Origin of the sequence: Kibdelosporangium banguiense (assembly GCF_017876405.1) — a bacterium.
Classification (GTDB): domain Bacteria; phylum Actinomycetota; class Actinomycetes; order Mycobacteriales; family Pseudonocardiaceae; genus Kibdelosporangium; species Kibdelosporangium banguiense.
In genome coordinates, this window is sequence record NZ_JAGINW010000001.1 from 11,921,270 (window position 1) to 11,943,943 (window position 22,674).

General features: G+C 67.6%; 18 protein-coding genes. 10 read left to right on the forward strand and 8 right to left on the reverse strand.

The genetic code is table 11. From position 1 onward, the window contains the following. The first annotated feature begins 72 nt into the window (after positions 1-72). Positions 73-1,113: a hypothetical protein gene (locus JOF56_RS53415; RefSeq protein WP_209647077.1), complete on the forward strand. Its 1,041-nt coding sequence runs from the start codon at positions 73-75 to the stop codon at positions 1,111-1,113. A gap of 5 nt (positions 1,114-1,118) precedes the next feature. Here the strand turns inward: JOF56_RS53415 and JOF56_RS53420 are convergent, their stop codons facing one another. Together JOF56_RS53420 and JOF56_RS53425 are read right to left on the reverse strand one after the other, a co-directional pair. Then, positions 1,119-4,208 (reverse strand): AfsR/SARP family transcriptional regulator, encoded by a 3,090-nt coding sequence (locus tag JOF56_RS53420; RefSeq protein ID WP_209647078.1) that lies wholly within the window; start codon positions 4,206-4,208, stop codon positions 1,119-1,121. Positions 4,209-4,351: 143 nt separating this feature from the next. Beyond that, the gene (locus JOF56_RS53425) at positions 4,352-4,801 is read right to left on the reverse strand and encodes a hypothetical protein (RefSeq protein WP_209647079.1); all 450 of its coding nucleotides are present in this window, start codon (positions 4,799-4,801) and stop codon (positions 4,352-4,354) included. A gap of 127 nt (positions 4,802-4,928) precedes the next feature. Here JOF56_RS53425 and JOF56_RS53430 point away from each other — a divergent pair, with 127 nt between their 5' ends. Further along, on the forward strand, positions 4,929-5,747 hold the full coding sequence (locus JOF56_RS53430) for an MBL fold metallo-hydrolase (protein WP_209647080.1): 819 nt from the start codon (positions 4,929-4,931) through the stop codon (positions 5,745-5,747). Positions 5,748-5,802: 55 nt separating this feature from the next. Next, positions 5,803-6,222: an SRPBCC family protein gene (locus JOF56_RS53435; protein ID WP_209647081.1), complete on the forward strand. Its 420-nt coding sequence runs from the start codon at positions 5,803-5,805 to the stop codon at positions 6,220-6,222. Here the strand turns inward: JOF56_RS53435 and JOF56_RS53440 are convergent. Further along, positions 6,219-9,155 (reverse strand): AfsR/SARP family transcriptional regulator, encoded by a 2,937-nt coding sequence (locus JOF56_RS53440; RefSeq protein ID WP_209647082.1) that lies wholly within the window; start codon positions 9,153-9,155, stop codon positions 6,219-6,221. The two genes, JOF56_RS53435 and JOF56_RS53440, sit on opposite strands and share 4 nt — an antisense overlap. A gap of 177 nt (positions 9,156-9,332) precedes the next feature. On the opposite strand from JOF56_RS53440, the gene JOF56_RS53445 reads away from it, so the two are divergent. Both JOF56_RS53445 and JOF56_RS53450 read left to right on the forward strand, forming a co-directional pair. Next, positions 9,333-10,865 (forward strand): S8 family serine peptidase, encoded by a 1,533-nt coding sequence (locus JOF56_RS53445; RefSeq protein WP_209647083.1) that lies wholly within the window; start codon positions 9,333-9,335, stop codon positions 10,863-10,865. 127 nt (positions 10,866-10,992) lie between these two features. Further along, the gene (locus JOF56_RS53450) at positions 10,993-12,027 is read left to right on the forward strand and encodes a fatty acid desaturase family protein (RefSeq protein ID WP_209647084.1); all 1,035 of its coding nucleotides are present in this window, start codon (positions 10,993-10,995) and stop codon (positions 12,025-12,027) included. On the opposite strand, the gene JOF56_RS53455 is transcribed toward JOF56_RS53450, so the two are convergent. From JOF56_RS53455 to JOF56_RS53475, 5 genes are all read right to left on the reverse strand, one after another. Next, the gene (locus JOF56_RS53455) at positions 12,020-12,907 is read right to left on the reverse strand and encodes an ABC transporter permease (RefSeq protein WP_209647085.1); all 888 of its coding nucleotides are present in this window, start codon (positions 12,905-12,907) and stop codon (positions 12,020-12,022) included. The genes JOF56_RS53450 and JOF56_RS53455 overlap by 8 nt on opposite strands. 256 nt (positions 12,908-13,163) lie before the next feature. Then, positions 13,164-15,008, reverse strand: a complete 1,845-nt coding sequence (locus tag JOF56_RS53460; protein ID WP_245378790.1) for a phosphatase PAP2 family protein — start codon at positions 15,006-15,008, stop codon at positions 13,164-13,166. 136 nt (positions 15,009-15,144) lie between these two features. Beyond that, entirely contained in the window at positions 15,145-16,245 is a 1,101-nt protein-coding gene (locus tag JOF56_RS53465; protein WP_209647086.1) for an AI-2E family transporter, read from the reverse strand. 28 nt (positions 16,246-16,273) lie between these two features. Then, positions 16,274-16,918 carry a LuxR C-terminal-related transcriptional regulator gene (locus JOF56_RS53470; protein WP_209647087.1) on the reverse strand — a complete coding sequence of 215 codons (645 nt, stop codon included), beginning with the start codon at positions 16,916-16,918 and terminating at the stop codon, positions 16,274-16,276. After that, positions 16,906-18,087, reverse strand: a complete 1,182-nt coding sequence (locus JOF56_RS53475; protein WP_209647088.1) for a sensor histidine kinase — start codon at positions 18,085-18,087, stop codon at positions 16,906-16,908. The genes JOF56_RS53470 and JOF56_RS53475 overlap by 13 nt, the downstream gene beginning before the upstream one ends. 169 nt (positions 18,088-18,256) lie before the next feature. Between JOF56_RS53475 and JOF56_RS53480 the strand changes: the two genes are divergently transcribed. From JOF56_RS53480 to JOF56_RS53500, 5 genes are read left to right on the forward strand one after another with little or no spacing between them, the layout of a single operon-like run. Then, positions 18,257-18,601 carry a hypothetical protein gene (locus JOF56_RS53480; RefSeq protein ID WP_209647089.1) on the forward strand — a complete coding sequence of 115 codons (345 nt, stop codon included), beginning with the start codon at positions 18,257-18,259 and terminating at the stop codon, positions 18,599-18,601. 9 nt (positions 18,602-18,610) lie between these two features. Next, positions 18,611-19,780 (forward strand): NAD(P)/FAD-dependent oxidoreductase, encoded by a 1,170-nt coding sequence (locus JOF56_RS53485; RefSeq protein ID WP_209647090.1) that lies wholly within the window; start codon positions 18,611-18,613, stop codon positions 19,778-19,780. A 10-nt stretch (positions 19,781-19,790) separates the two neighbouring features. Then, positions 19,791-19,991, forward strand: coding sequence for a ferredoxin (locus JOF56_RS53490; protein WP_209647091.1), 201 nt, complete (start codon positions 19,791-19,793; stop codon positions 19,989-19,991). After that, on the forward strand, positions 19,988-21,193 hold the full coding sequence (locus JOF56_RS53495; protein WP_209647092.1) for a cytochrome P450: 1,206 nt from the start codon (positions 19,988-19,990) through the stop codon (positions 21,191-21,193). Before JOF56_RS53490 ends, JOF56_RS53495 begins: the two co-directional genes overlap by 4 nt. A 25-nt stretch (positions 21,194-21,218) precedes the next feature. Then, positions 21,219-22,043 (forward strand): SDR family NAD(P)-dependent oxidoreductase, encoded by an 825-nt coding sequence (locus JOF56_RS53500; protein ID WP_209647093.1) that lies wholly within the window; start codon positions 21,219-21,221, stop codon positions 22,041-22,043. Positions 22,044-22,674 lie beyond the last annotated feature (631 nt).

Below are 22,674 nucleotides of genomic sequence, written 5' to 3' on the forward strand. Positions count from 1 at the left end.
ACGAGCGAAAGAGGGAGTCCGGCCAATGAGGAAGATCGGCATGGGTGTGGCCGCCGCCGCGGCCGTCGATCCATGGGCGTAAAACTGGTGGCCGCGCTGGCCGGTGGGCTGATGCTGGTCGCCGGCTCTTCGGCGGCCGGCTCTGGCCGGCCGCCCTTGCAGCGGCAGGACTTCACCCTGATCGGCGCGAGCTCCGACGGCGCGATCGTGCTGGACATCAGGAGCGACACGCTGATCGGTGTCGACCGGTCAGGCAAGCAGGTGTGGACCGACCGGCGGGCGCTTGCGATCCACGCGGACGCGCGATGCATGGCCCGGTGCCCGGACGCGGTTTTCTCCGGCGTCGGCCCGGTGGACAGCCAGGATCCTGAGCCGTGGACGTCGGACGGCGAGCCGCTGCGGCTGACCGCCACGCCGGTCCGTCGTGTGCTGACTGCGAAGTCGCCCACCGATGCGGTAGTCGTCGAAGGTGACTCGCGACGCTCGTGGATGCGGTTGGTCCGCCCGGGGATGCCGGAAGAGAAGATTCCATTGAGCAACAATCGGCTTCGATGGTTCGAGAACGCGGACCGCACCGAGGCAGTCGCCTTCTCCGGCGCACGGGAGGACACCGCCGCCACGCTCATGCGGGCACGGCACGACGAAACCGGTTGGCACATCGTGGAGAGCAAGACACCCCGGGGCCAGGCTTGGGGCGCCTGCGTGACCGGCAAGGCCGTCGCGTTGGTGGGCCTCGAACCGGCCCTGATTCTCGATGGCGGGCAACGGATCCCGCTGCGCACCGATCTGAGCAGTGCCGGGGAGTGCGCGTTCGGCGAAGCTGGTGGCGCGGTGGTGGAGCGGTCGGTCGACCAGAATCACGCCCGCACGACGTCGGTCCGCGGTGTCGCGCTGAGCGGCGAACAGACTTGGTCGAAACGGGTTTCCGGCGAGGCCATCGTGACCGCGCACCCGTCCGGCACCACCTTTGCCCTGGCATCACAGGGAAAGCTCGAGATCGTCGACGCGGCGGGCAAAACCACCGGCGCGCAGGACGACGTCGCCGCGGCCCGGTTCACCGCCGCGGGTGAACTGGTGACGGTCAGCGGGGAAGGCCGAGTCCGCTGGCGGTGAGACTGCTACGAGGCCTGCGACGCGGGCAGGCGATCGAGGAGCCGCTGGGCGGTCTGCTGGCCGGTGACGTGCCCGCTGGCCAGCCAGAGCTCCCGGGCGGCGATGGCCTGCTCGAGAGCTTCGGCCTGCCTGCCCGCGACGAGGTGGACCTCGGCGATCGCGATCCGGATGGTCGCCTCGATCAGCACGAACTTGCCTTGCATCGCCACCGCGAGCGCCTCTGCGGCAAGGGCGTACGCCTCGTCGATCCGCCGCAGCCTGGCCATGCTGCGCACCAGGCCCGCGATGGCTTCGGCGCGCTGCCAATGCAGGCCGGACCTGGTGGTGATGTCCACGGCCAGCCGGTGGCTCTCCTCGGCCTGCCGCCACATCTCCAACTCGGCCTGGGCGTTGCCCACTGCGATCAGGGCGGTCGCCTCGGCGACCTTGTCCCCGTCCTGCCGAGCCAGTTCCACCGCGCTCACAGCGTCCAGCCTGGCCTGCGCAGGATTTCCGGCGGCGATACGCACCTGGCTCAGCCCGGTGAACGCGATCGCCAGCCCGTAACTGGAACCCGAGGCGTCGAACAATGCACGGGACCGCAGCAACGCGTCCAGCGCGTCCGCGATGTTGCCCATGCTGAGCAGGACATGCCCGTAGTCGGCCAGACCGGCCGCCTCCCAGAAGACCAGCCCTTCCGCCTGCGCCAACGTGATCGCCTCGGCAAGGCAGTCCTGGGCCTCGGTGAGCCAGCCGAGGTGCCGGTAGTGACAGCCCAACGAGTTCAGGGCGAGACACTGACCGGGTTTGGCGTCGATCTGGCGGAACAGCAGCACAGCCTGACGGCCGTGCCCGACCGCCTCGATCAACCTGCCGGTCCACTCCATCAGCGAGCTCAGGTTGGCCACGGCCGTGGCCTCGCACTCCGGCCAGGCACAGGCCCGGCTGACCTCAACCGCCTGCGTCATGTGGTGGATGCCCTGCTCATGGCGGCCCTCGCGGAAGTACGCCGAGCCGAGGCTCAGATGCATCAGCGCGGCGACCTGCTCCTGCCCGCGCTGGTCGGCGGCGCGCAGGACGGCTGGTGCGATCTCCAGCCATTCGGCGCGCCTGCCGTGGTCGTGCACGAACCGGCGCAGGGAATCCGCCAGGTACCAGGCCATCGGGTACGGCCCGTGCGCCGCGGCGTACCGCAGGGCCTCAGTCAGGTTGCCCAGTTCGGGATCGAGCCAGGCCAGGCCGGAGCTGACGTCGGTGAACTCGATGTCCGGCACCCGGCCGGAGATCGGCTCCCGCGGCAGGCTGACGATCTTCGGCCCGAGCAGCCGCGAGAAGGCGTCGGCCACTGCGAGGTAGTAGGCGAACAACCGGTTCCACGCCTCGGTGCGTGTCCTGGTGTCGTCCTCCATCACCAGTCCGCTCGCGTACTGGCGTACCAGGTCGTGGAAGCGATAGCGGTCCGGTGTGTACGGCTCCACGAGGTTTGCCGCAGCAAGCACTTTGAGCTGCTTGGTGGCTTGGCGGACGTCGACGCCGGTCAGCTCGGCCGTGGCCTCGGCGGTGAAATCCGGGCCGGGAATCAGGCCGAGCATCCGGAACGTACGTTGCTGCGCCGGTGTGAGCGCCTGATAGGACAACGCGAACGCGGCGGTCACCGCCCCTTCGTCGGCACCGTCCACAATGAGCTGGTCAAGCGAGCTGCCCTTGCCGAGTTCGGCGACCACACCGGCGATCGTGGTCGAGACGTTCGCCGCGGCGATGCGCAGCGCGAGGGCGTGGTGACCGCAGAGCCGGGCCAGTTGCTCGGTCGCTTCCGGTTCCGCGGCCACAGCTTCCGCCCCGAGGACCGCGGTGAGCAGGGCGGACGAGTCCTCTGGCGGAAGCGCGCCCAGCGGCAGCGAACGGGCACCGGCGCGGGCGACCACCTCGCCGAGCCGGTTACGGCTGGTGATCAGCACCAGTCCGGAGGACGGCAGCAGCGGCATGACCTGGACGGCGTCCCGCGCGTTGTCCAGCAGGACAAGGACTTTCCGGTCGGCGAGCAACGATCGGTACAACCGTGCCAGCTCGTCCAGCTCAGTGGGCATCTCGCCCGGATCGACGCCCAGCGTGCGCACCAGCTGGGCCAGCGCCGCGGCCGGGGCCACCGGCGTACTTTCCCGTTCGAAACCGCGCAGGTTCAGGTACAGCTGCCCGTCCGGGAAACGCTTGCGGACCTTGTGCGCCCAGTGGACAGCCAACGCGGTCTTGCCGATCCCGGCCGTTCCGCTGATCACCCAGATCCCGTCGGGCGCGGAGTTCAATGTGGCCAGCTCAGCCGTCCGGCCGGCGAATCCCCTGACGTCCAGCGGCAGTTCCGCGGGACGGATGCCGGTCTGTTGCACCACCGCCGAGGCGATGGGTTTGTCCTCGCCGGTCAGGATCCGGGTCCGCAGGTCCTGCAACGGCTGTCCCGGATCGATCCCGAGTTCCTCCACCAGCCGGGCGCGGGTCTCGTCGTAGACCTGCAAGGCCTCCGACGTGCGCCCGGAGCGGTGCAGGGCGAGCATCAGGTGGCCGCGCAACCGTTCGGACAAAGGGTGTTGCTCGACGGCGTCCCGCAGTTCGCCAACGGCTTCAGCATGCCGTCCGGCTGCGAGCTCCAGATCGTACAGTTCGTCGAGCGCGGCAAGCCTTCGCTCGGCCAACGCCGGGCCGGCGCTGTCGATCAGTGCCTCGGTCACTCCGGCCAACGGCGGCCCGTCCCAGAGCGACAGTGCATATCGCAACTGCCCGGCCGCGTCCGGCCCGCTGCCACGGGCCTTTGTCACGGCCGCGTCGAAAAGGTCCAGATCCAGCTCACCGGAGCCGACCTCGATCACGTAGCCGGACGGACGCCGCGAGATCACGTCCCGGCCGAGCAGTTTGCGCAGTTCCGAGACGTACACCTGGATCCGGCCGCGCACGCTCGGTGGCGGCCGGTCGCCCCAGATCAGCTCGATCAGCCGGGCCTCGGCCACCACCCGGTTGGCGTTGAGCAACAGCACGGCCAGCAGAGCGGCTTGTTTCGGCCCACCCGGCCGCACCGATCTGCCTTGGTCGATCACCGTCACCGGCCCCAGTACGCGGTAACGCATGTGTCCCCGTTCGAAAAGTCGCAACGGCGCGATTGGCGGATCGCGTCGCCGGAACCCTATAGAAATCCGGGCTTCCGACGGGACCTTCGTGATCGATCAACGGCTGGGCTACATCAATTGGCCACCCGATGTTCACTGACTCGTTAGGAGGTGAAGGCGTCGACCTCCTTGACAACGCGGCAGGTCAGCCGGGTACCACCGGGCCGGACGAAGGTGAAGGTCACACTCATCGTCATCGACGTGGTGATCGGGATCGCGACGTCCTCGACCGGCTCAGCCACCGAGCCGCCTGTCTCCAGGCCCCTTCTGGTCTTGTCGAAGTCGACGATCTCCTCGTGCCCCTCGACATGGCTGATCCGCATCCGGGCCCGGACCAGGGCAGGCTCGGTCTCCCCGAGATGCGGCCCGGCACCCACCGTCATCCCGGTCGGCCGGTAGACCCCGCCGACCTTGTTGTAGACCAGCTTCGCGGAGCCCCGGAACCCGTCCGCGCGACAGGAACCTGACACGCTGTCCGCCATGGCACTCGCCGCCGGAACCACGACGACCGTGCCCACTGCCGCCACCACGCTCACCACCGCTGCCCGACGCATCGCATACCCCATCAGTGCGAACCCTTTCCTCGTCCCCAGCGATTCGCGCGCAGTGTCCGCCCGGCCGCTTCCAAAACGCTTCCAAAGGCCTTGACTTCAAGCCGGCTTGAGGTTCGAGACTGTGCGCATGACGATCTGGATCTGCGCGACCTGCGGGGTCGAGCACCCCGACACCGAACAACCACCCACCACCTGCCAGATCTGCGTCGACGAGCGGCAGTACGTACCGGGTTCCGGTCAGGCGTGGACGACGCTGGACAAGCTGGCAGCCGACGGCCACGTACTCGTGCACCAGGAACTGGAACCCGGCGTCCACCGGCTCAACCGGGAACCGGAGTTCGGCATCGGCCAGTGGACACACCTGGTCCAGACGCCCGCGGGAAACCTGCTGTGGGACCCGCCCAACCACCTCGACCAGGACACCGCCGACAAGATCGCCGAACTGGGCGGCGCCGCGGTGATCGTGGCCAGCCACCCGCACATGTACGGCTCGCAGGTCAGCTGGAGCCACCGGCTGGGCGACATCCCGGTCCTGGTGCACTCGGCAGACCGGCGATGGGTGCAGCGGGAAGACCCGGTGATCAGGGAGTGGAGCGGCACCGAACTCGTCCTGCCCGGGGTCACCCTGATCGAAGGCGGCGGGCACTTCCCCGGCGCCGCGGTCGCCCACATCGCCAACGAATCCGGCGGAACCCTGCTCAGCGGGGACACCATCGTCCCCGTCCCGGCCAAGGGGTGGGTGACGTTCATGCGCAGCTACCCGAACAAGATCCCCCTTTCGGCCGGCCTGGTGCGGCGGATCGTCGACCGGCTCGAGCCCTACGAGTTCGAACGCCTCTACAGCCTGCTGGGCGGCACAGTCCTCGCCGACGCCAAACAGGCCGTCCGCCAGTCCGCCGACCGCTACATCGCCTGGGTCAGCGGCGCGAACGACCACCTCGGCTGATGTCTCGCGGTGGGCGGCCTGGTCGTCCACCGCCGGAGACATTTACCCTCGGGAGATGGAGTGGAGCTCGTCGGTACTGATCGACGCGGCGCCGGAGCGGGTGTGGGAGGTGCTGGGGGACGTCGAGTCATGGCCACAGTGGACCGCGTCGGTCTCGTCGATTGCCCGGGTCGATCCTGGGCCGCTGCATGTGGGGCAGCGGATCCGGATACGCCAGCCGTGGTTCCCGGCAACCGTGTGGACACTTACCGAGTTGGTCGAGCAGCGGTCGTTTGTATGGCGGGCCGGTGGGCCGGGCGCCACGACTACCGCACACCACCGGATTGAGCCGTCCGGCGAGGGCACGCTGGTGAGCCTGCGGCTTGTCCAGCAGGGACCGGTCGGGGTGCTCGTCGGAACGCTGAGCAGCAGGCTCACCCGGCGTTACCTGCAGATGGAGACCAGTGGCCTGAAGCAGCGGTGCGACACGGCCTAGCCGTCCAGCAGGGCACGTGTCCGCGCGAGCCACAGCCGGTGCCCGGTTTCCGAGTGGATTGCCATGGCGGCCCGCGCGGTGGCCGCCGCCTCCTGAGGCCGGCCGCAGTCCAGCTGGATGGCGGCGAGTGTCGTGAGGGCCTTGGCTTCCAGAATGCGAGCACCTGCCTGACGAGCGAGTGCGATCGCTTGCTCGGCATCAGCGGTGATCCTGTGCACGGCGGCAAGGCCTATGCGGGCCTCGATCTCGCCGCACCGGTCACCGCGTTCCTGGGCGAGGTCCAGGGCCTCCTTGTTGGCAGCCGCGGCTTGCCGGTCGTCACCGGACTCGTGATGGATCGCGGCGAACACAGTCAGCGCCTTGACGAGCTGACGCTGGCCGCCGATTCCCCGGGCCACGGTGACCGCCTCGGTCGCCAGCTCGAACGCCTTGGCTTTGTCGCCGCGTTCGTGGTGCACGAGAGCCAGGGCACGCAACACAATGGACTCACTGCCCCGCGAACCCACTTGCCGGTGCAGGTCGAGAGCTTCGGTGAGAGCGCTCATCGCGTCGTCCAGCCGGCCGAGATCGAGACAGACCTCGCCCAGGTTGCCAAGTTTGATTGCCTGCGCGGTGAGTTCACCGGTCCGGCGGTCGATCGCCAGTGCCTGGGCGTGGTGCTCCGCAGCCAGTTCGAGCCGGCCGAGATCGGCGTAGACCTTGCCGAGATTGCCCAGCGCGGCACCATGACCTGCCAGCCAGCCGACGCTCTGTGTGAGCGCAAGAGCGTGTGTGTAGTGCTCGACCGCCTGGTCATGACGGCTTTGCTTCCAGGCAAGCAGAGCCAGACTCAGCTGCGCGGCCGCCTGAGCCCGCCCGTCGCCCGGCTCCGCGCAGTTCAGGCCGATCTGCGCGACGGCCAGCCAGTCCACAGTGTACATACGGATGTCGAAGTAGCCGCGGAGCGTGTCTGCGAGCAAGCAAGCGATTGCTCGACGACCGTTGCCTGCGGCGAACCGGATCGCCGCGACCAGGTTGCGGCGTTCCCCGTCCAGCCACGCCATGGCCTGCGCGTGGTCTTCGAATGACACGGGATCATGTGCGGGCACGGGCAGCCGGAGCTTCTCCGGGTACAGCATTCGCGCTGCCGCGTCCGCACTGGCGAGATAATGGCTCAGCAGCCGGTCAAGCGCGAGATCACGTTCCCAGGCGTCGGCACGCTCGATGGCATACAGCCGCAGCAAGTCGTGCATCGAATACCGTCCGGCCACGTCTTCTTCGACGAGGTGAGCCACGACCAACCGATCCAGCAAGGCAGCGGCTTTGTCAAGCGGGACAGCACACAACGCGGCAACAGCAGCCACCGTGACGTCCTGACCGGGCGCCACGCCAAGCATCCGGAACACCTGACGAGCGGATTCCTGTTGCGCCGCATAGGAATGACCGATCGCGGCACGAATCCCGGCCCGCCGATCCCCGGCCACCTCCAACGCGCCAAGCCGGTCACCGTCACGCAGCATCGCCACACAGTCGGCCAGTAGCTGCTGCGGATGAGCGGACAGGTTTGCCGCAACAACCCGCAGCGTCAAGGGAAAACATCCGCAGAGACTGGCGAGCTCAGCAGCCGAATCCGGCTCGGCAGTCACCCGGTCGCCAAGCAACCGAGTGAGCAGGGTCATCGCTTCGGTGGGCGGCAACGCTTCCACAGTCAACGCATGCGCGCCCTCCAGCGCTACCAGGCCTCGCAACTGATCGCGGCCGGTGACCACCACCATGCAGCCGGGACCACCCGGCAGCAGCGGCCGGACTTGGTCGGCATCGCCGGCGTTGTCGAGCACCACCAGGGTGCGGGTGTCGGCGAGCTTGCTGCGGTACAACGCGGCGGCCAGGTCCACGTCGATCGGGATGTCCTCCGCGGGCACTCCCAACGCGAGCAGGAACCCGGCGAGTACGTCGAGCGGGCGCGAAGAAGCACCGTCGGCGTATCCGCGCAAATTCACGTACAGCTGGCCGTCGGGAAACCTGTGCCGCACGCGATGAGCCCAATGTACTGCCAGAGCAGTCTTTCCGGCCCCGGCAGCACCGGTGATCGTCACGATCCCCAAGTGGGAACCGGTGGGCAGGCTCTTGTCCAGCTTTTCCAGGTAGACCGTCCGGCCGGTGAACCCGGAGACGTCGGCCGGCAACTGTGCGGGAACGACTCGGACCGCCGTCGTGGTGATCCCGCTGCCGGCCCGGATCTCCTTTTCAAGTTCGAGTAACGGTGTTCCGGGCAGGACGCCGAGATCGTCCATCAGGGCGCTGCGGCCCGCGTGGTAGGCGTCCAGTGCCTCACCACGTCGGCCGCATTTGACCAAGGCAAGCATCAGTTGCGCGAGCAGTCGTTCACGCAGCGGGGCTTCGCTGACCAGCCGGTACAGCTCGTCGACGACCTCCGCGTGCCGGCCGAGCGAGAGTTCGGCCTCGATGCGGTCCTCCGCCGCGTTGAGCCGGCATTGTTCGAGCCATTGCGTTGCTGTGTCGACGGTCGGACATCCCGGAACGTCGGCAAGTGCAGGCCCGCGCCACAACGCGAGCGCCTCGGCCAGCCGCGTCGCGCCCTCGTACGGTCTGCTCTGCGCCAGATGCCGTTTGCCGCACTCGACGAGCCTGCCGAACACCGATGTGTCCAGGTCATCGTCCTCGGCCAACAACTGGTAACCCTGTCTCGTGGTGACAAGCGGGCAGCTGTCCCCCATCAACCGCCGCAACCGCATTACGTGCCCCTGCAACGCGTTCGTGGCCGTCCTGGGCGGACTTTCACCCCAGATCTCGTCCACCAGCCGGTCGGTCCTCACCACGCGTCCCGCCTCGATCAGCAGAACCGCGAGCACGGTTCGTTGCCGGGCCGGACCGACCTCCGACCAGGCCACGCCGTCCCACACCTCCAGCGGCCCAAGCAACCGAAACCGCACAGCCAAAACCCCGTTCTCATAACGAAGACCTGCCTGGGTGATCTATCGCGCCGGACGGCCGGGCCGTAATCGCATCCCCCTGGAATCAGTGCGGAATCAGCGGAAAATCAGTGCCCGCGGCTAGTGTCGGCGCGCTTCGGCCGTCGGCCGGGCATTCCCTTACTCCGGAGGAATCCGATGACGCAGGTTCGCAGGTGGCCGGTCTGGTCATCTATCGTCACCGGGGTCGTGTTGGTCCTCGGTCTCGCTGCACCGGCGGCCGCCGCCGAGGGCACGATTCTCGGCGCGGGCGTCCCGAACGCCATCAAGGACAGTTACATCGTCGAACTCAAGGGCAGCGCGCGCTCCCGCACCGCCGAGTCAGTGGCCAGCCGGTATGGCGCCACCGTGACACACACCTATCGACACGCTGTACACGGATTCGCGGCAACCTTGACCGAGGCCGCTGCCCGGCGGCTGGCCGCCGATCCCGCGGTGCTGCGTGTCCAGCAGGACGTCACCGGCTCCGTCGACGCCACACAGTTCAACCCGCCGTCACACGGTCTCGACCGGATCGACCAGCGCATCCGGCCACTGCTGGGCAGCTACACCTACCCGAACACCGCGTCCAATGTCGTCGCCTACATCATCGACAGTGGCATCCGGATCACCCACCAGGAGTTCGGTGGCCGGGCCTTCTTCGGCGTCAACACGTTCGGCGGACCCAACACCGACTGCTACGGCCACGGCACGCACGTCGCCGGGACTGTCGGTGGCGCGTCCTTCGGAGTGGCCAAAGGCGTGCTGCTGGTCTCGGTCAAGGTCGGGGACTGCCTGGGCAACATCAACGCCTCGGCTGTCCTCAACGGCGTCGACTGGGTCACCGCGCACCACACGTCCGGCCCGGCGGTCGCCAACATGAGCCTCGGATTCGCCACAGCCGTGCCGACGATCGAAACCGCGATCCGAAACTCCGTCGCCGACGGCATCGTGTACACCGTCGCCTCCGGCAACTCGGGCGCCGACGCCTGCGCGTCCACCCCGGCCCGGATGGGTGAGGTGATCACCGTCAACGCCACCGATCCCAACGACTTCCGGGCCTCGTTCTCGAGCTTCGGCGCCTGCACCGACATCTTCGCCCCCGGCGTGAACATCCCCTCCGCGGGCAAGGACAACGACGCTAGCGCGGCTGTCCTCAGTGGAACGTCGATGGCCGCCCCGCACGTGGCCGGTGCCGCGGCACTCGTGCTGAGCGCGAACCCTGGCCTGAACCCGCAACAGGTCGCCGGCACCCTGTACGCCAACGCGACCATGGGCCTGGTCGGCAATCCTGGCCCAGGCTCACCGAACCGGATGCTCTTTGTCGCCCACCCGACGCCACCGGCGCCCGCGCCCGGTCCGGACCGCCTGATCCGCGGTCAATCGCTGTCGTCGGGCCAGGTTCTGCGCTCGCAGAACGGCCTGTACACCCTGGCCATGCAAAGCGATGGCAACCTGGTGCTCTACAACCAGGCGAGCCAAGCGATCTGGCACAGCTCCACAGGCGGCAATCCCGGAGCGTTCGCGATTTTCCAGAGTGACGGCAACTTCGTTTTGTACCGCGCGAACGGGGTCGCGTTGTGGCACGTTGCCACGAACGGCACAGCCGCCAACCTGTTCCTTGTACAGAACGACGGCAACCTCGTGATAACCGGTCCGAGCGGACAGGTCTACTGGCACCGGCTGCAATGAAATGTGACGCCGGCGGGCCTTGCCCGCCGGCTCCGGTGGGAATCCTGGTGACGGTAGGGTCTTCCCCCCGATCGATCGGGGTGCTGGGCCCATGTCGCGGGCTGAGTGGCGATCCCAGACTGGGGTAATGATCATCGACGATGCGCTGTCGCCGGATCCCAGGACGGGCAGTGATTTCGCCAGGTTGTCCCGCCTGGTGGCGCGGGCGGGCCTGCTCGACCGGCGGCCCGGCTACTACGTCGCCAGATTCGGTGCGCTGGCCGGCCTGTACGCGGCGGGCATAGCGGCGTTCCTCTACGTCGGGGATTCCTGGTGGCAGTTGCTCGTCGCGGTGTTCTTCGCCGCGATGTTCGGGCAGATGGCCCTGGCCGCGCACGATCTGGCGCACCGGCAGGTGTTCCGGGCCCGGCGGCCCACCGAGATCGCCGGGCGGCTGCTCGGCAACCTCGGTATCGGCATGGGTTACGGCTGGTGGATGGACAAACACACCCGCCACCACGCCAATCCCAACCACGAGGAGCTCGACCCGGACGTGATTCCCGACATTCTGGTCTGGTCCCAGCGCCAAGCCCGGGCCAGCCGGGGCCTGGCAAGGGTGATCGGCCGCCGGCAGGCCTTGCTGTTCTTCCCGCTGCTCACGCTGGAAGGGCTCAACCTGCACGTGTCAGGTGTTCGTTCGCTGTGGCGCCCTGAGTTGAAGCACCGGTGGACGGAGGCCGCGCTGCTGTTCACACACTTCGCGGGCTACCTCGTCGCCTTGTTCCTCGTGCTGTCCCCGGACAAGGCTCTGGTCTTCCTCGCCGTGCACCAAGGACTGTGGGGCGTCTACATGGGGTGCATCTTCGCGCCCAACCACAAGGGCATGCCCACGCTGACCGGCAACGACCGGCCGGACTTCCTGCGCCGCCAGGTCCTGACCTCCCGCAACGTCCGTGGTGGCCGGATGATCGACCTCGCGCTGGGCGGGCTGAACTACCAGATCGAACACCACCTCTTCCCCAGCATGCCGACGCCCAACCTCCGCCGGGCACAGCCGATCGTCCGCGACTACTGCGCACAGATCGGTGTGCCCTACCACGAGACCGGCTTGATCAACTCGTATCGCGAGGCCCTGCGTCACCTGCACCGCGCCGGTGCCCCACTGCGAACCGGCGTCAGCTGAGCCTGCGCCGGGCGATCGGCACGCCCGCACCCAGCAGCCCGGCGCTCAGCATCAGGAACAGGGCTGACTCGGTCAGCTGGAACCGCCAGAACTGGCCGGGCAGGTGCACATCGGTGAAGACACCGACGACCCCGTGCTCCCGCAGGCAGTCGAGTGTCTCCTTCCCGGCTTGCAGGCACAGCTCGCGGTCCGCCTTCTTGCCGTTGGCGTCCAGGTAGCCGCCACCGAGTGCCCACGTTTCGAAGGGATCCACGTCCGGTGCTGATGTGAGCGGAGTTTCGACACGGGTGGGCTCGGCATAGTAAGGCCGGACCATGATGGCTACTGACAGCAGGATGGCGTAGGCCACGATGGTGACGACCATGGCGGCCAGGGTATTGCGCAGCAGCAGTCCCAGAACCGCGCCGATGGTGAACGCCGCGAGCGAATACGCGGCCACAGTCAGGCCCTGGATCTCGAACGACGGGTTGCTCAGCCTGCTCGACATCGTCAGGAAGTTCAGCGGGCCGAGAGCCCAGGCGGCGACCATCCCGAGCGTGATCATCGAGACTGCGAGAGTTCCGCCGGCCATCACGAGTTTCGTGACAAGCCAGCGCCGCCGGCTGACCGCCTGTGTCAGCCCGAAGATGTGTGTGCGCTGTTCGATCTCACGAGCGAACAGCGGCCCACCGGTGAACACACCGGCCAATGGCGGCACAACGATCATCACAGCCGTGAAGGCATTCAGGAAGATCTCATACTTGTCGCTGACCACGGCCCTGTTCGGCAGCAAGGACATCACATCGGCCCGCACATAGACGAGCACCCCTGCCAGCACCAGAACGAGGCCTGCGATGGTGAGGATCGACATGCGTTGCTGTCGCCATGTCACCCAGATCACGCCACCACCACCGATTTCATCCCCACAGTCAAACACCCTTTCACTAACTAAGTAGTGAAAGGGTGGCACGGGACGATCAACTCCGTCAACCAGGAGCGGGTTTCCCTGTTTCCTCGCCAATGGGCGACGGGCAACCCCTTGCCGTGCCACCACCCGCTGACCGATTGTGGTTGTGCGACAGCTTGCAGGTCGCGGGGGGTGAATGTGGTGACAGCCTCACTACCGGGGGTTGAGGCTGCCACCACCCTTCACTCGTTCAGCGGATTGGCACGAGCCGGATGGACAGTCCGGTCGGCAGGTACACCGGAACCGCTCGGAAGCCCGCGGTCAGGAGCTTGATCGACGAGAACCTGCCCCGCAGCGAAGGCGTGGCCAGGACCGGCAGGAAAGCACCGCAGTGCGACGGGTCGATCGTGATCTCCAGGGTCACGCCCTGGTCGATGGTGACCGATCGGGAGACCGTGAGTGCGGGCCGGTACCAGGCGTCGAGCGTGACGGCCAGCGTCGTGCCGTATGCCTGCCGGTAGGTGCCTTGCACCTGCGCGCATTCCTCGGCCAGCCGCAAGGTACCGCCCCGAAGCTCGACGTCACCGTTGCCGAGCGCCGTTGGCGACGCGACGGTGAGAGTTCCGTCTTCGATACGCGTGCCGCCGCGGTAACGGTTGCTTCCTGCGAGGGTCAGTTCGCCTGTTCCGGCCTTGACGAGGCCGCCATTGCCAGCGATCGGGTTACGCCAGGTGTCCGCGGCGTGGAAACCACCACGGCTCGCGTCCATGAACACACGCACGCGGTCGTCGAAGGCGCCGTAGCCGTCGGCAGCGGCGTACAGGTTGAGCCGTCCCCACTGCTCGGGACCGTCCAGCACCGGGTATCCCGCCGGTAGTGCCGTAGTACGCAACACTTCGCGCCGCTGCTCGGCGGACAGGTACGGAAGCCGCGTCTCCAGCAGGACCTCGGCACCCTTGGGGACCGTCATCGCCGCATGCGAGCCGTTGCGAGGTAGTTCGTAGGTCAGTTTCGAGGCGACGATCGCGGCGTTGGCCTTACGGTCCGCGTACGGATCAGCGCCGCTGGCGGGCTTGTCCTGGAAGTACTTGGCGGCCTGGGCTCGGGCGGCGGCTTTCAGCTCGGCGTTCTGCGGGTCCGCCAACGTGGCCGCGGCGAGCGCGGTGGCCAGGATCCGGCCGCCGATGACGTCCAGCGGCGAGTGCATCCCGGACACGATGCGGGTATCGCTCAGTTCGAGGGCCCGCACCACGAGCTCCTGGAACCGCTCGGGAATCGCGTAGGCCAGCGCAAGGCCCGCCAGGTGGAACGCATTGGTGTGGCCGCTGGGGAAGCCGCCGTCCTCGGCCGGGGTCGTGCTGCGCTGACGCAGCAGCTGCGGGGCGACCTTCACCTCGGACCGGTACACCGGGTAACCCAGGGAATCCGTGGCGCCGGTCGGGACGACCTTGCTGTCCGGGGTCATCCGCCACGGCCGCGGGTACTGGTGGGCGAACTTGGACGGGTTGCCCGAGGCGAACGGGCCACGCACCGTGTCGACCAAGCGAACCACCTGGCCCAGCTGGGAATCCTGCGAGCCGGCGCCCAGTGCCGACCCGGCAGGCGCGCCTGGCGGAACGGCGTCGTCGATCTTCGCCGGCGGCGTGCCGTCCGGTGCGGAGGTGATGCTCGTGACGGCTTTCGCGCCCGCCTTGTAGAGCTCCGCCCACGGGCCCAGTCCGCCGATCATGGCGTAGCTCTGGTGCTGGCGGTCGAAGATGAACGCGCGTTTGGCTTCGGCATCGGTGCGCGTCCTGGTGATCCGCGCGCAGTGGTTCATGTTGGCACGCAACACTTGCTGGTTCAGCACGACGCCGGTGTCCCACGTCGGCCCGGTCCGCCACAGCTGCCGCATTCCGGAGAGGATGCGGACCGCCGCGTTGGTCTCCGGCGTCTGGTTGGCCACGATGTTGGACCGGTACCAGTCCACAAAGGGCGAGGTGGTGTCCGGCGCGGCAAGGCCCTGCACGGCCGCGGGGCCCACCAGCAGGCCGACGGAAAGCAGCGCGGAGCGGCGCAGCACGGCCCGCCGGTTGATCATGATCGAGGTGGGCATGCGCGGCTCCTGGCGTTCCAAGTGGTGAGGTCGAGCAGGCGCGCAGTCTGCGCGACACATCCGTCAAGCAGGCGAACCGATCATGATGTTAACGTTAACACTCAGCCAACCCGAACAATACTCACGTTCCACGGCGTTACGGAAGCTCGTCGCGTACCGCTTCAGGCTCCTCCACCGGATCGCTGAGCTGCTCCCGGATATAGCCCCACACCACCGCGATCATGGCGGCGACCGGCACGGCGAGCAGGCTGCCGGTGATGCCCGTCAGGCTGCCGCCCAGGGTGACTGCCAGCAGCACCACTCCCGCGTGCAGGCCCAGGCTGCGGCTCTGCAGCATGGGCTGGAACACGTTTCCTTCGAGTTGCTGCACCGCGATGATGATGGCGAGCACGATCAGCGCGTCCGTCAGGCCGTTGGACACCAGCGCGATAAGGACCGCGACGACACCGGCGAACAACGCACCCACGATGGGCACGAACGCGGCCACGAACGTGAGGACCGCCAGCGGAAGCACTAACGGTACACCCACGATCCACAGGCCGAGACCGATGAACACGCCGTCCAGCAGGCCCACGAACGCCTGGGACTTTACGAACGAACTGAGCGTGTGCCAGCAGCGCTCGGCCACGGCCGGGACATCCGAGGCGAGACGGCCAGGCAGCTGCCGCGACAGCCAGGGCAGGAACCGTGGTCCGTCCTTGAGGAAGAAGAACATCAGGAAGAGCGCCAGAACGGCGGTGATCAGGCCGTTCGCCACGGCGCCGACCCCGGTGACGGCGGCGTTGAGGATGTTGCCGATGCTGTCCTGGATACGGGCGACCGCCGTGTCCAGCGCGCTGCTGATCTGGTCGTCGCCGATGTTCAGCGGCGGCCCGGACGCCCACTGCCGCAACTGCTGGATGCCGTCGACCACGCCGTCGACCAGCTCACCGGACTGGGACGCCACCGGCACCGCGATCAGCGCCAGGATGCCGGCCGACCCCACGAGGAACAGGATCGTCACGACCGAGGCCGCCAGCGCGGGCGGCCACCTGCGCTTGCGCAGGAACCGGGTCATCGGCCAGGTGAGTGTCGCGAGCAGCAGACCGATCACCAACGGCCAGACGACCGGCCACATCCAGCCCAGCAGCCACAGCCCCACGCCCATCAGCAGCAGGATCAACAGCATCTGCAGCGAGATGCGTGCCGAATTGCGCAACGCGGCCCGGGTTTTCGTGGCGTTCAGCTTGGCGCGCATTGCGGGGTTCCCCTCGATCCGGCTGCCTTCACGAATTGTTCAGGTATGTCAGCACGGCCACCACACGCCGGTGCCCGCTTTCGCTCTGCGGCAGACCGAGTTTGCCGAACACGTTGCCGATGTGCTTGCTGACCGACCGCTCCGTGATCACCAGAGTCTCGCTGATGGACGTGTTGTCCTGCCCCTCTGCCATCAGTTTGAGGACCTCCAGCTCACGCGGGGTCAGCGAGTCCAGGGGCGAATCCCGGCGGCGGGCGAGCAGCTCGGTGACCACCTCCGGGTCGAGTGCCGTGCCACCGGCCGCGACCCGGTCCAGCGCCTCCAGGAACTCGTCGACCCGGCCCACCCGGTCCTTGAGCAGGTAGCCCACACCGCTCGCGCCACCACCCAGCAACTCCGCGGCGTACGTCTGCTCGACGTACTGCGAGAGCACGAGCACCGGCAGATCAGGCAGCTCCATACGCGCCGCCAGCGCCGCACGCAGGCCTTCGTCCCGGTAGTCGGGCGGCATCCGGACATCGAGCACGGCCGCGTCCGGGCGGTGCTCCAGCAACGCGGGCAGGATCTCCGGCCCGGCGCTCAGCACGGCCACCACGTCGTGCCCGGCCGACGTGAGCAGCAGGACCAGGCCCTCCCGCAGCAGGGCGTTGTCCTCCGCGATCACCACACGCACGGCAGCTCCACATCGATCACCGTCGGTCCTCCGGCAGGGCTGATCACGGTCATGGTCCCGTCCATGGCGGCGACCCGGCGACGCATGCCGACCAGCCCGGTCCCATCCGTCTCCCGGCCGCTGCCCGAGGCCTCCGGGAGATTCTCGACCCCGCCCCGCCCGTCGTCACGCACCGCCACGCGCAGGCTGGTGCCTGTCTGGACGAGACAGATCTCGACCCGATCGCAGCCGCTGTGCTTCGTCGCGTTCGTCAACGCCTCGGCCACCACGAAGTACGCGGCCGCCTCGATCGCGGCGGGTGCCCGTGTCCCCTCTTCGACACCGTCCACTCGTACCGCGACAGGCAGCGCGCTACCGGCCGCAAGCGCCTGGACCGCGCCGACCAGCCCACGGTCGGTGAGGATTGGCGGGTGGATGCCGCGCACGACGGTCCGTAGCTCGGTCAGCGCCTGTTCGGCGAGCGCCTGCGCCTCGTCCAGCATCTTGCGGCCGGACTGCGGGTCGCGGTCGTACATCCGCTTGGCCAGACCGATACGCATCGACAGCGAGACCAAGCACGCCTGCGTACCGTCATGCAGGTCCCGTTCGATGCGACGCAGTTCGGCGCCGTGCGCGGCGATCGCGCCCGCCCTGGTCTCGGTCAGTTGCTCGACCCGCTGGGCCAGCCGTGCCTTCGGCGGGGGCTTGAGCAGGGCCTCGGACCATTTGGCGTCAAGATCGGCGAGCCGGTTGATCAACGGCAGCACCACCGCGTTCCGGCGGAACAGCCTACACCAGACACCGTCCACGACCAGCCCGACCGGCCACAGCAGCACCGCCAGGTAGGCAAGCAGGCTGTAGGCATAGTGGACGAACATCCACCGCAGGTCGGCGTACGTACAGGGATCGCGGAGGACCGCGCGCACACTGTCCTTGAGCTTGGTGGGCAAGGGCTGGTACGCCTCAGGGATCTCCCTGCCCGTCCATTCGGCCACGTAACGCCGCTTGGCCGCGGCGAACTTGCGCACCATGAGAACCGACTCAGGCAGGGCTCCGATCCCGATCACCACGACCGTGCCGACTATCGCGATCAGCAGAAAAGTGATGAACAGGTAAGAACCGAACGCCATGCCCGCCGTCTTGGCCAGCAGAACCGTGGCCCGGCCTGCTCGCCGCACCGTCTCACGCATGTGATGAGGCTAGGCGACCGAGGACACCAACGGGGGCAGGCGAGCGTCACCGTCATGGTGTAGCGGTCTACACCATCGATTCGGGACTGTGCCCGCTGCTGCCGACGAGCCCGCACGGGAAAAGTAGTCACCAGCAAATCCACTTGGTCCGTCCGGAAAGGACGCAATCGTGAAAACGCTGGTGTCGTGGGTGCTCGGGCTCGTGTTCGTGTTCGGACTGCTCGGCACGGTGTCCGTTTCGCACCTGATCTTCGACCACACACAGGAGACCATGGCCAGCGTCACCATGGTCCTCATCTCGCTGGTGTCCGGGTACTTCCTGGCCCGCCGGGAGCCGATCAGGTCGTTCCTGTCCTCGCGGCCCGTGTTGTGGTTCCTGTTCCTCTTCAACTTCGCAGCCGGTGCCCTCGCATTCCTGCTCGTGGGTGGCGCGGCCGGCCTCATGACCGGAATCGGCCTCGGCGTCGTCGCCCTGGGCGCCGCCTCCGGACTCGTCCTGCGTCAAGCTTCCTAGGAGAAAACCATGAACAGCGTTCTCATCGTCGGCGGCAGCGCGGCCGGACTGTCCACTGCGGAGTCACTGCGGCGCAAGGGATATCAAGGCAAGCTGACCGTTCTGGGCGCAGAGCGGCACCTGCCCTACGACCGGCCACCGTTGTCCAAGCAGGTCCTGTCGGGCCAGTGGGAACCCGAGCGAGCAACGCTCCGACCGGCCACGGCACTGTCCGAACTGGACGTGGAGTTCGTTCTCGGCGATCCCGCGGCCGGTCTCGACGCGGCGACCCGCACTGTGCACACCGAATCCGGCCGTGACCTGCGAGCCGACTCGATCGTGATCGCCACCGGCGTGCGAGCCCGGACCCTTGCGGGGCAGGATGGGCTGACGGGCGTCCACGTGCTGCGGACGCTCGAAGACACCCTCGCCCTGCGTGCGGACCTGCTGGCGGCCTCACGGCTGGTCGTCGTCGGAGAGGGCGTTCTGGGCGCCGAGATCGCCGCGACGGCACGCACCCTGGGGCTGGACGTCACTATGGTCGGCCCACAGCTGGCCCCCATGGCCGCCCAGCTCGGCCCTGCGGTCGCCTGCCTGCTGGGTGACCTGCACACCGATCGCGGCGTACGGCTTCGGCTCGGTACCGGAGTCACCGGGCTGCCCAGCCGCGATGGCCGGGTCGTAGGAGTGCGCTTGGACACCGGCGAGCAACTCCCGGCCGATGTCGTTGTGGTGGCCGTCGGCGGCGTCCCGGCCACCGACTGGCTCGCGGGCAGCGGCCTGACGGTCGACAATGGAATTGTTTGCGATTCCCGTTGCCGGGCAGCGGAAGGAATCTACGCCGTCGGAGACGTCGCCCGCTGGTACGACGAACATCTCGGCACCCTGATCCGCTTGGAGAACCGTACGAACGCCACGGAACAGGCCGCGGCCGTCGCCGGCACCATCCTCGGCGCCGACGAGCCCTACACCCCGGTCCCCTACTTCTGGACCGACCAGTTCGACGTCAAGATCCAGGTCCACGGCACGGTTCCGACAGGCGCCGACGTGACCATTGTGGACGGAGACATCGCGGACGGCCGGTTCGTCGCTCGTTACAGCCGGTACGGCCGGGTCACCGGCATCGTGGGCTGGAACATGCCCAAGCAGGCCCGCTTGCGCCGCGTGGAAATCGTCAACGCGCTCGCCACAGTCCAGTAAGGAGAATCCCATGAAGGTGCTCATCGACGAAGCCAAATGTGTCGCAGCAGGACAGTGCGTGGCCGCCGCGGCCGCTGTGTTCGACCAGCGTGACGAGGACGGAATCGTCATTCTGCTCAACGAAAACCCACCCGCCGATCTCGCGGCCGACGTCCGGCACGCCGCCGCCGTCTGCCCCGCGCTGGCCATCACCATTCAGGAGGAGTCATGACCGAGACACTCGAGTTCCCCACCGCCCGCGCCGCCGGTTGCCCGTTCAGCCCGCCGCCCCAGCAACGCGAAGCCCAGGCCGAGGCACCCATCTCGAAGGCACGGATCTGGGACGGCAGCACACACTGGTTCATCACCGGCCACGCCGAGCAACGGGCAGTGCTGTCCGACACGCGGTTCAGCGCCGACGAGCGGCTGCCCGGCTTCCCGCACCAGAACCTGAACATGGCCGAGAACGTGGCCCACCGGCCGTTGACCGTCTTCAACTCCGACGCCCCCGAACACACCCGGTTCCGGCGGCTGATGACGTTCCCGTTCACCTTCAAGCGGGTCGAGGCCCTGCGCCCGGCGATCCAGCGGATCACCGACGACCTGATCGACGCGATGCTGCTCGGGCCGAACCCGACCGACCTGGTCACCGCGCTGGCGCTGCCCCTGCCGACGCTGATGATCAGCGAGATGCTGGGCGTGCCCTACGAAGACCACGAGTTCTTCCAGCGCAATGCCGTCGTCGCGGTCGACCGGCACGCCACCACGGAGGAAGGTGAGCGCGCCGGGCGAGAACTGGGCGAGTATCTCGCCAAGCTGATCGCCGAACGCATGTACTCGCCCGGCGAGGGCTGGGTGTTCGATATCGCCGAGCGGGTCACGGCGGGCGAGCTCACCGTGGCCGAAGCCGCCCAGATGGGCGTGGTGCTGCTCATCGCCGGGCACGAGACCAGCGCCAACATGATCGCCCTCGGCACGTTCGCCCTGCTGCAGAACCCCGAGCAGCTCGCGGTGTTCCGTGACTCCGACGACCCTCGGGTCATCGCCGACGGCGTCGAGGAAATGCTGCGCTACCTGTCCATCGCCCAGCACGGGCTGCGCCGCATCGCCACCGAGGACGTGGAGATCGCCGGGCAGACAATCCGCGCCGGGGAAGGCATCATCGTGCCGCTGCCCGTAGCCAACTGGGACCCCAGCGTCTTCCCGTCGCCCGAGCGCCTCGACCTGCACCGCGAGGCCCGTCAGCACCACGCTTTCGGCTTCGGCATCCACCAATGCGTCGGCCAGCAACTCGCCCGCGCCGAACTGCAGATCGTCTACGGCACGCTCTACAGGCGCATTCCCACGCTGGCGCTGGCCACGGACATCGACCAGATCGAATTCAAATCCGACCACTTCGCCTTCGGCGTCACCTCGCTGCCAGTCACCTGGTAACCCGTTCAGGGAAAGGAACCCCATCATGGGCAACGAACTGTCAGGCAAAGTGGCGATCGTGACGGGAGGCGCCTCCGGCATCGGCCGCGCCTCAGTCGAAAGATTCCTCGAAGAAGGAGCCCAGGTCGTCATCGCCGACATCAACCGGGAACTCGGCTCGACAGTGGCCGCGGCACTGGGCTCCGGCGTGGAGTTCAAGCAGACCGACGTCTCCGCCTCGGGTGAGGTGGCCGACCTGGTCGCCTTCACGGTGGCCAGGTTCGGCGGGCTGCACATCATGTTCAACAACGCCGGTATCCCCACCGCCATGCGAGCCAACTTCCTCGACGACGAACTCGCCGACTTCCACCGCATCATGGAGGTCGACCTCCTTGGAGTCATGCTCGGCACCCAGCATGCCGCCCGCCACATGGCCGAAAACGGCGGCGGCTCAATCATCAACACAACATCAATAGGCGGAATCCGCGCCGGCACAGGAGAACTCTCCTACCGTGCGGCCAAAGCCGGCGTTATCCACTTCACCAAGTGCGCCGCGATAGACCTGGCCCACCACGGAATCCGCGTCAACTCCATAGCCCCCGGCGCCATCGTCACCTCCATCGTCTCAACCGCCACAGCACACCTCCCCGACAGCGCCGAAGCCACCCGCCGCCTCCGCGAGGCAATGAAATCCATCCGCCCCCTCCAACAAGACGGCACAGCCACAGACATAGCCAACGCCGCCGTCTACTACGCCAGCGACCGATCCAGCTACGTCACCGGCACCGTCCTCCCCGTCGACGGCGGAATCGTCGCCGGCCACGCCATGAACACCATGGCAGAAATCGAAAAAGACCAACTCGCATCGTGACCATTCAGGCCCGGCCGCGGTCCTGCCGCAGCCGGGCCCGCCTTCCGCCCCGAGCCCAACCGAGCCAGACCTTCAAGGCTGATTCGCCCTATCCTTGGATAGACAGTCCCCCACCCATCCCTGGGGGGCGTCCCTGGTCCAGTCTACAGGGGATTGGGTCTGATCTGGGGTTTTCACGGGGTGAGTCGGTGCGGGTGGGCCGTTCGCACTGGGTTCACCTGAGTGGCGTAAGGCTTGGGTGTTGCCTGGTGGGTTCCCTGTGGTGCATGGCTTCCTGGATGAGCCTCGGGCTGATGTTGGGGCTGTGATTGTTTCAAAGACAATGCCCTCGCCGGGCGGCAAACCTCCCTCGGATGAGGGGAAGAGCGGTTCGCGTCCCCATCCTCGGTCGGCCTGCCCAAGGGTAACCACACATGCCCAGGACACCGCACGCTTTCGTTCGCCGACGCTCCCAGTGTTTCAGCTTCTCGCTTCAAGGCGACTTGGGTTTGGGTCGGGTTTCGTTGCGGGGCGCCGGGCTTGGGGTGCTCGCCGCTGCGCTGGACATGTGTGATCAGGCTTCGCCCAGGCCGACCGAGGATGAGGCCACCAGGACACACTCTTGTTGCGCTGACGCGCTTTTGGCTTTTCT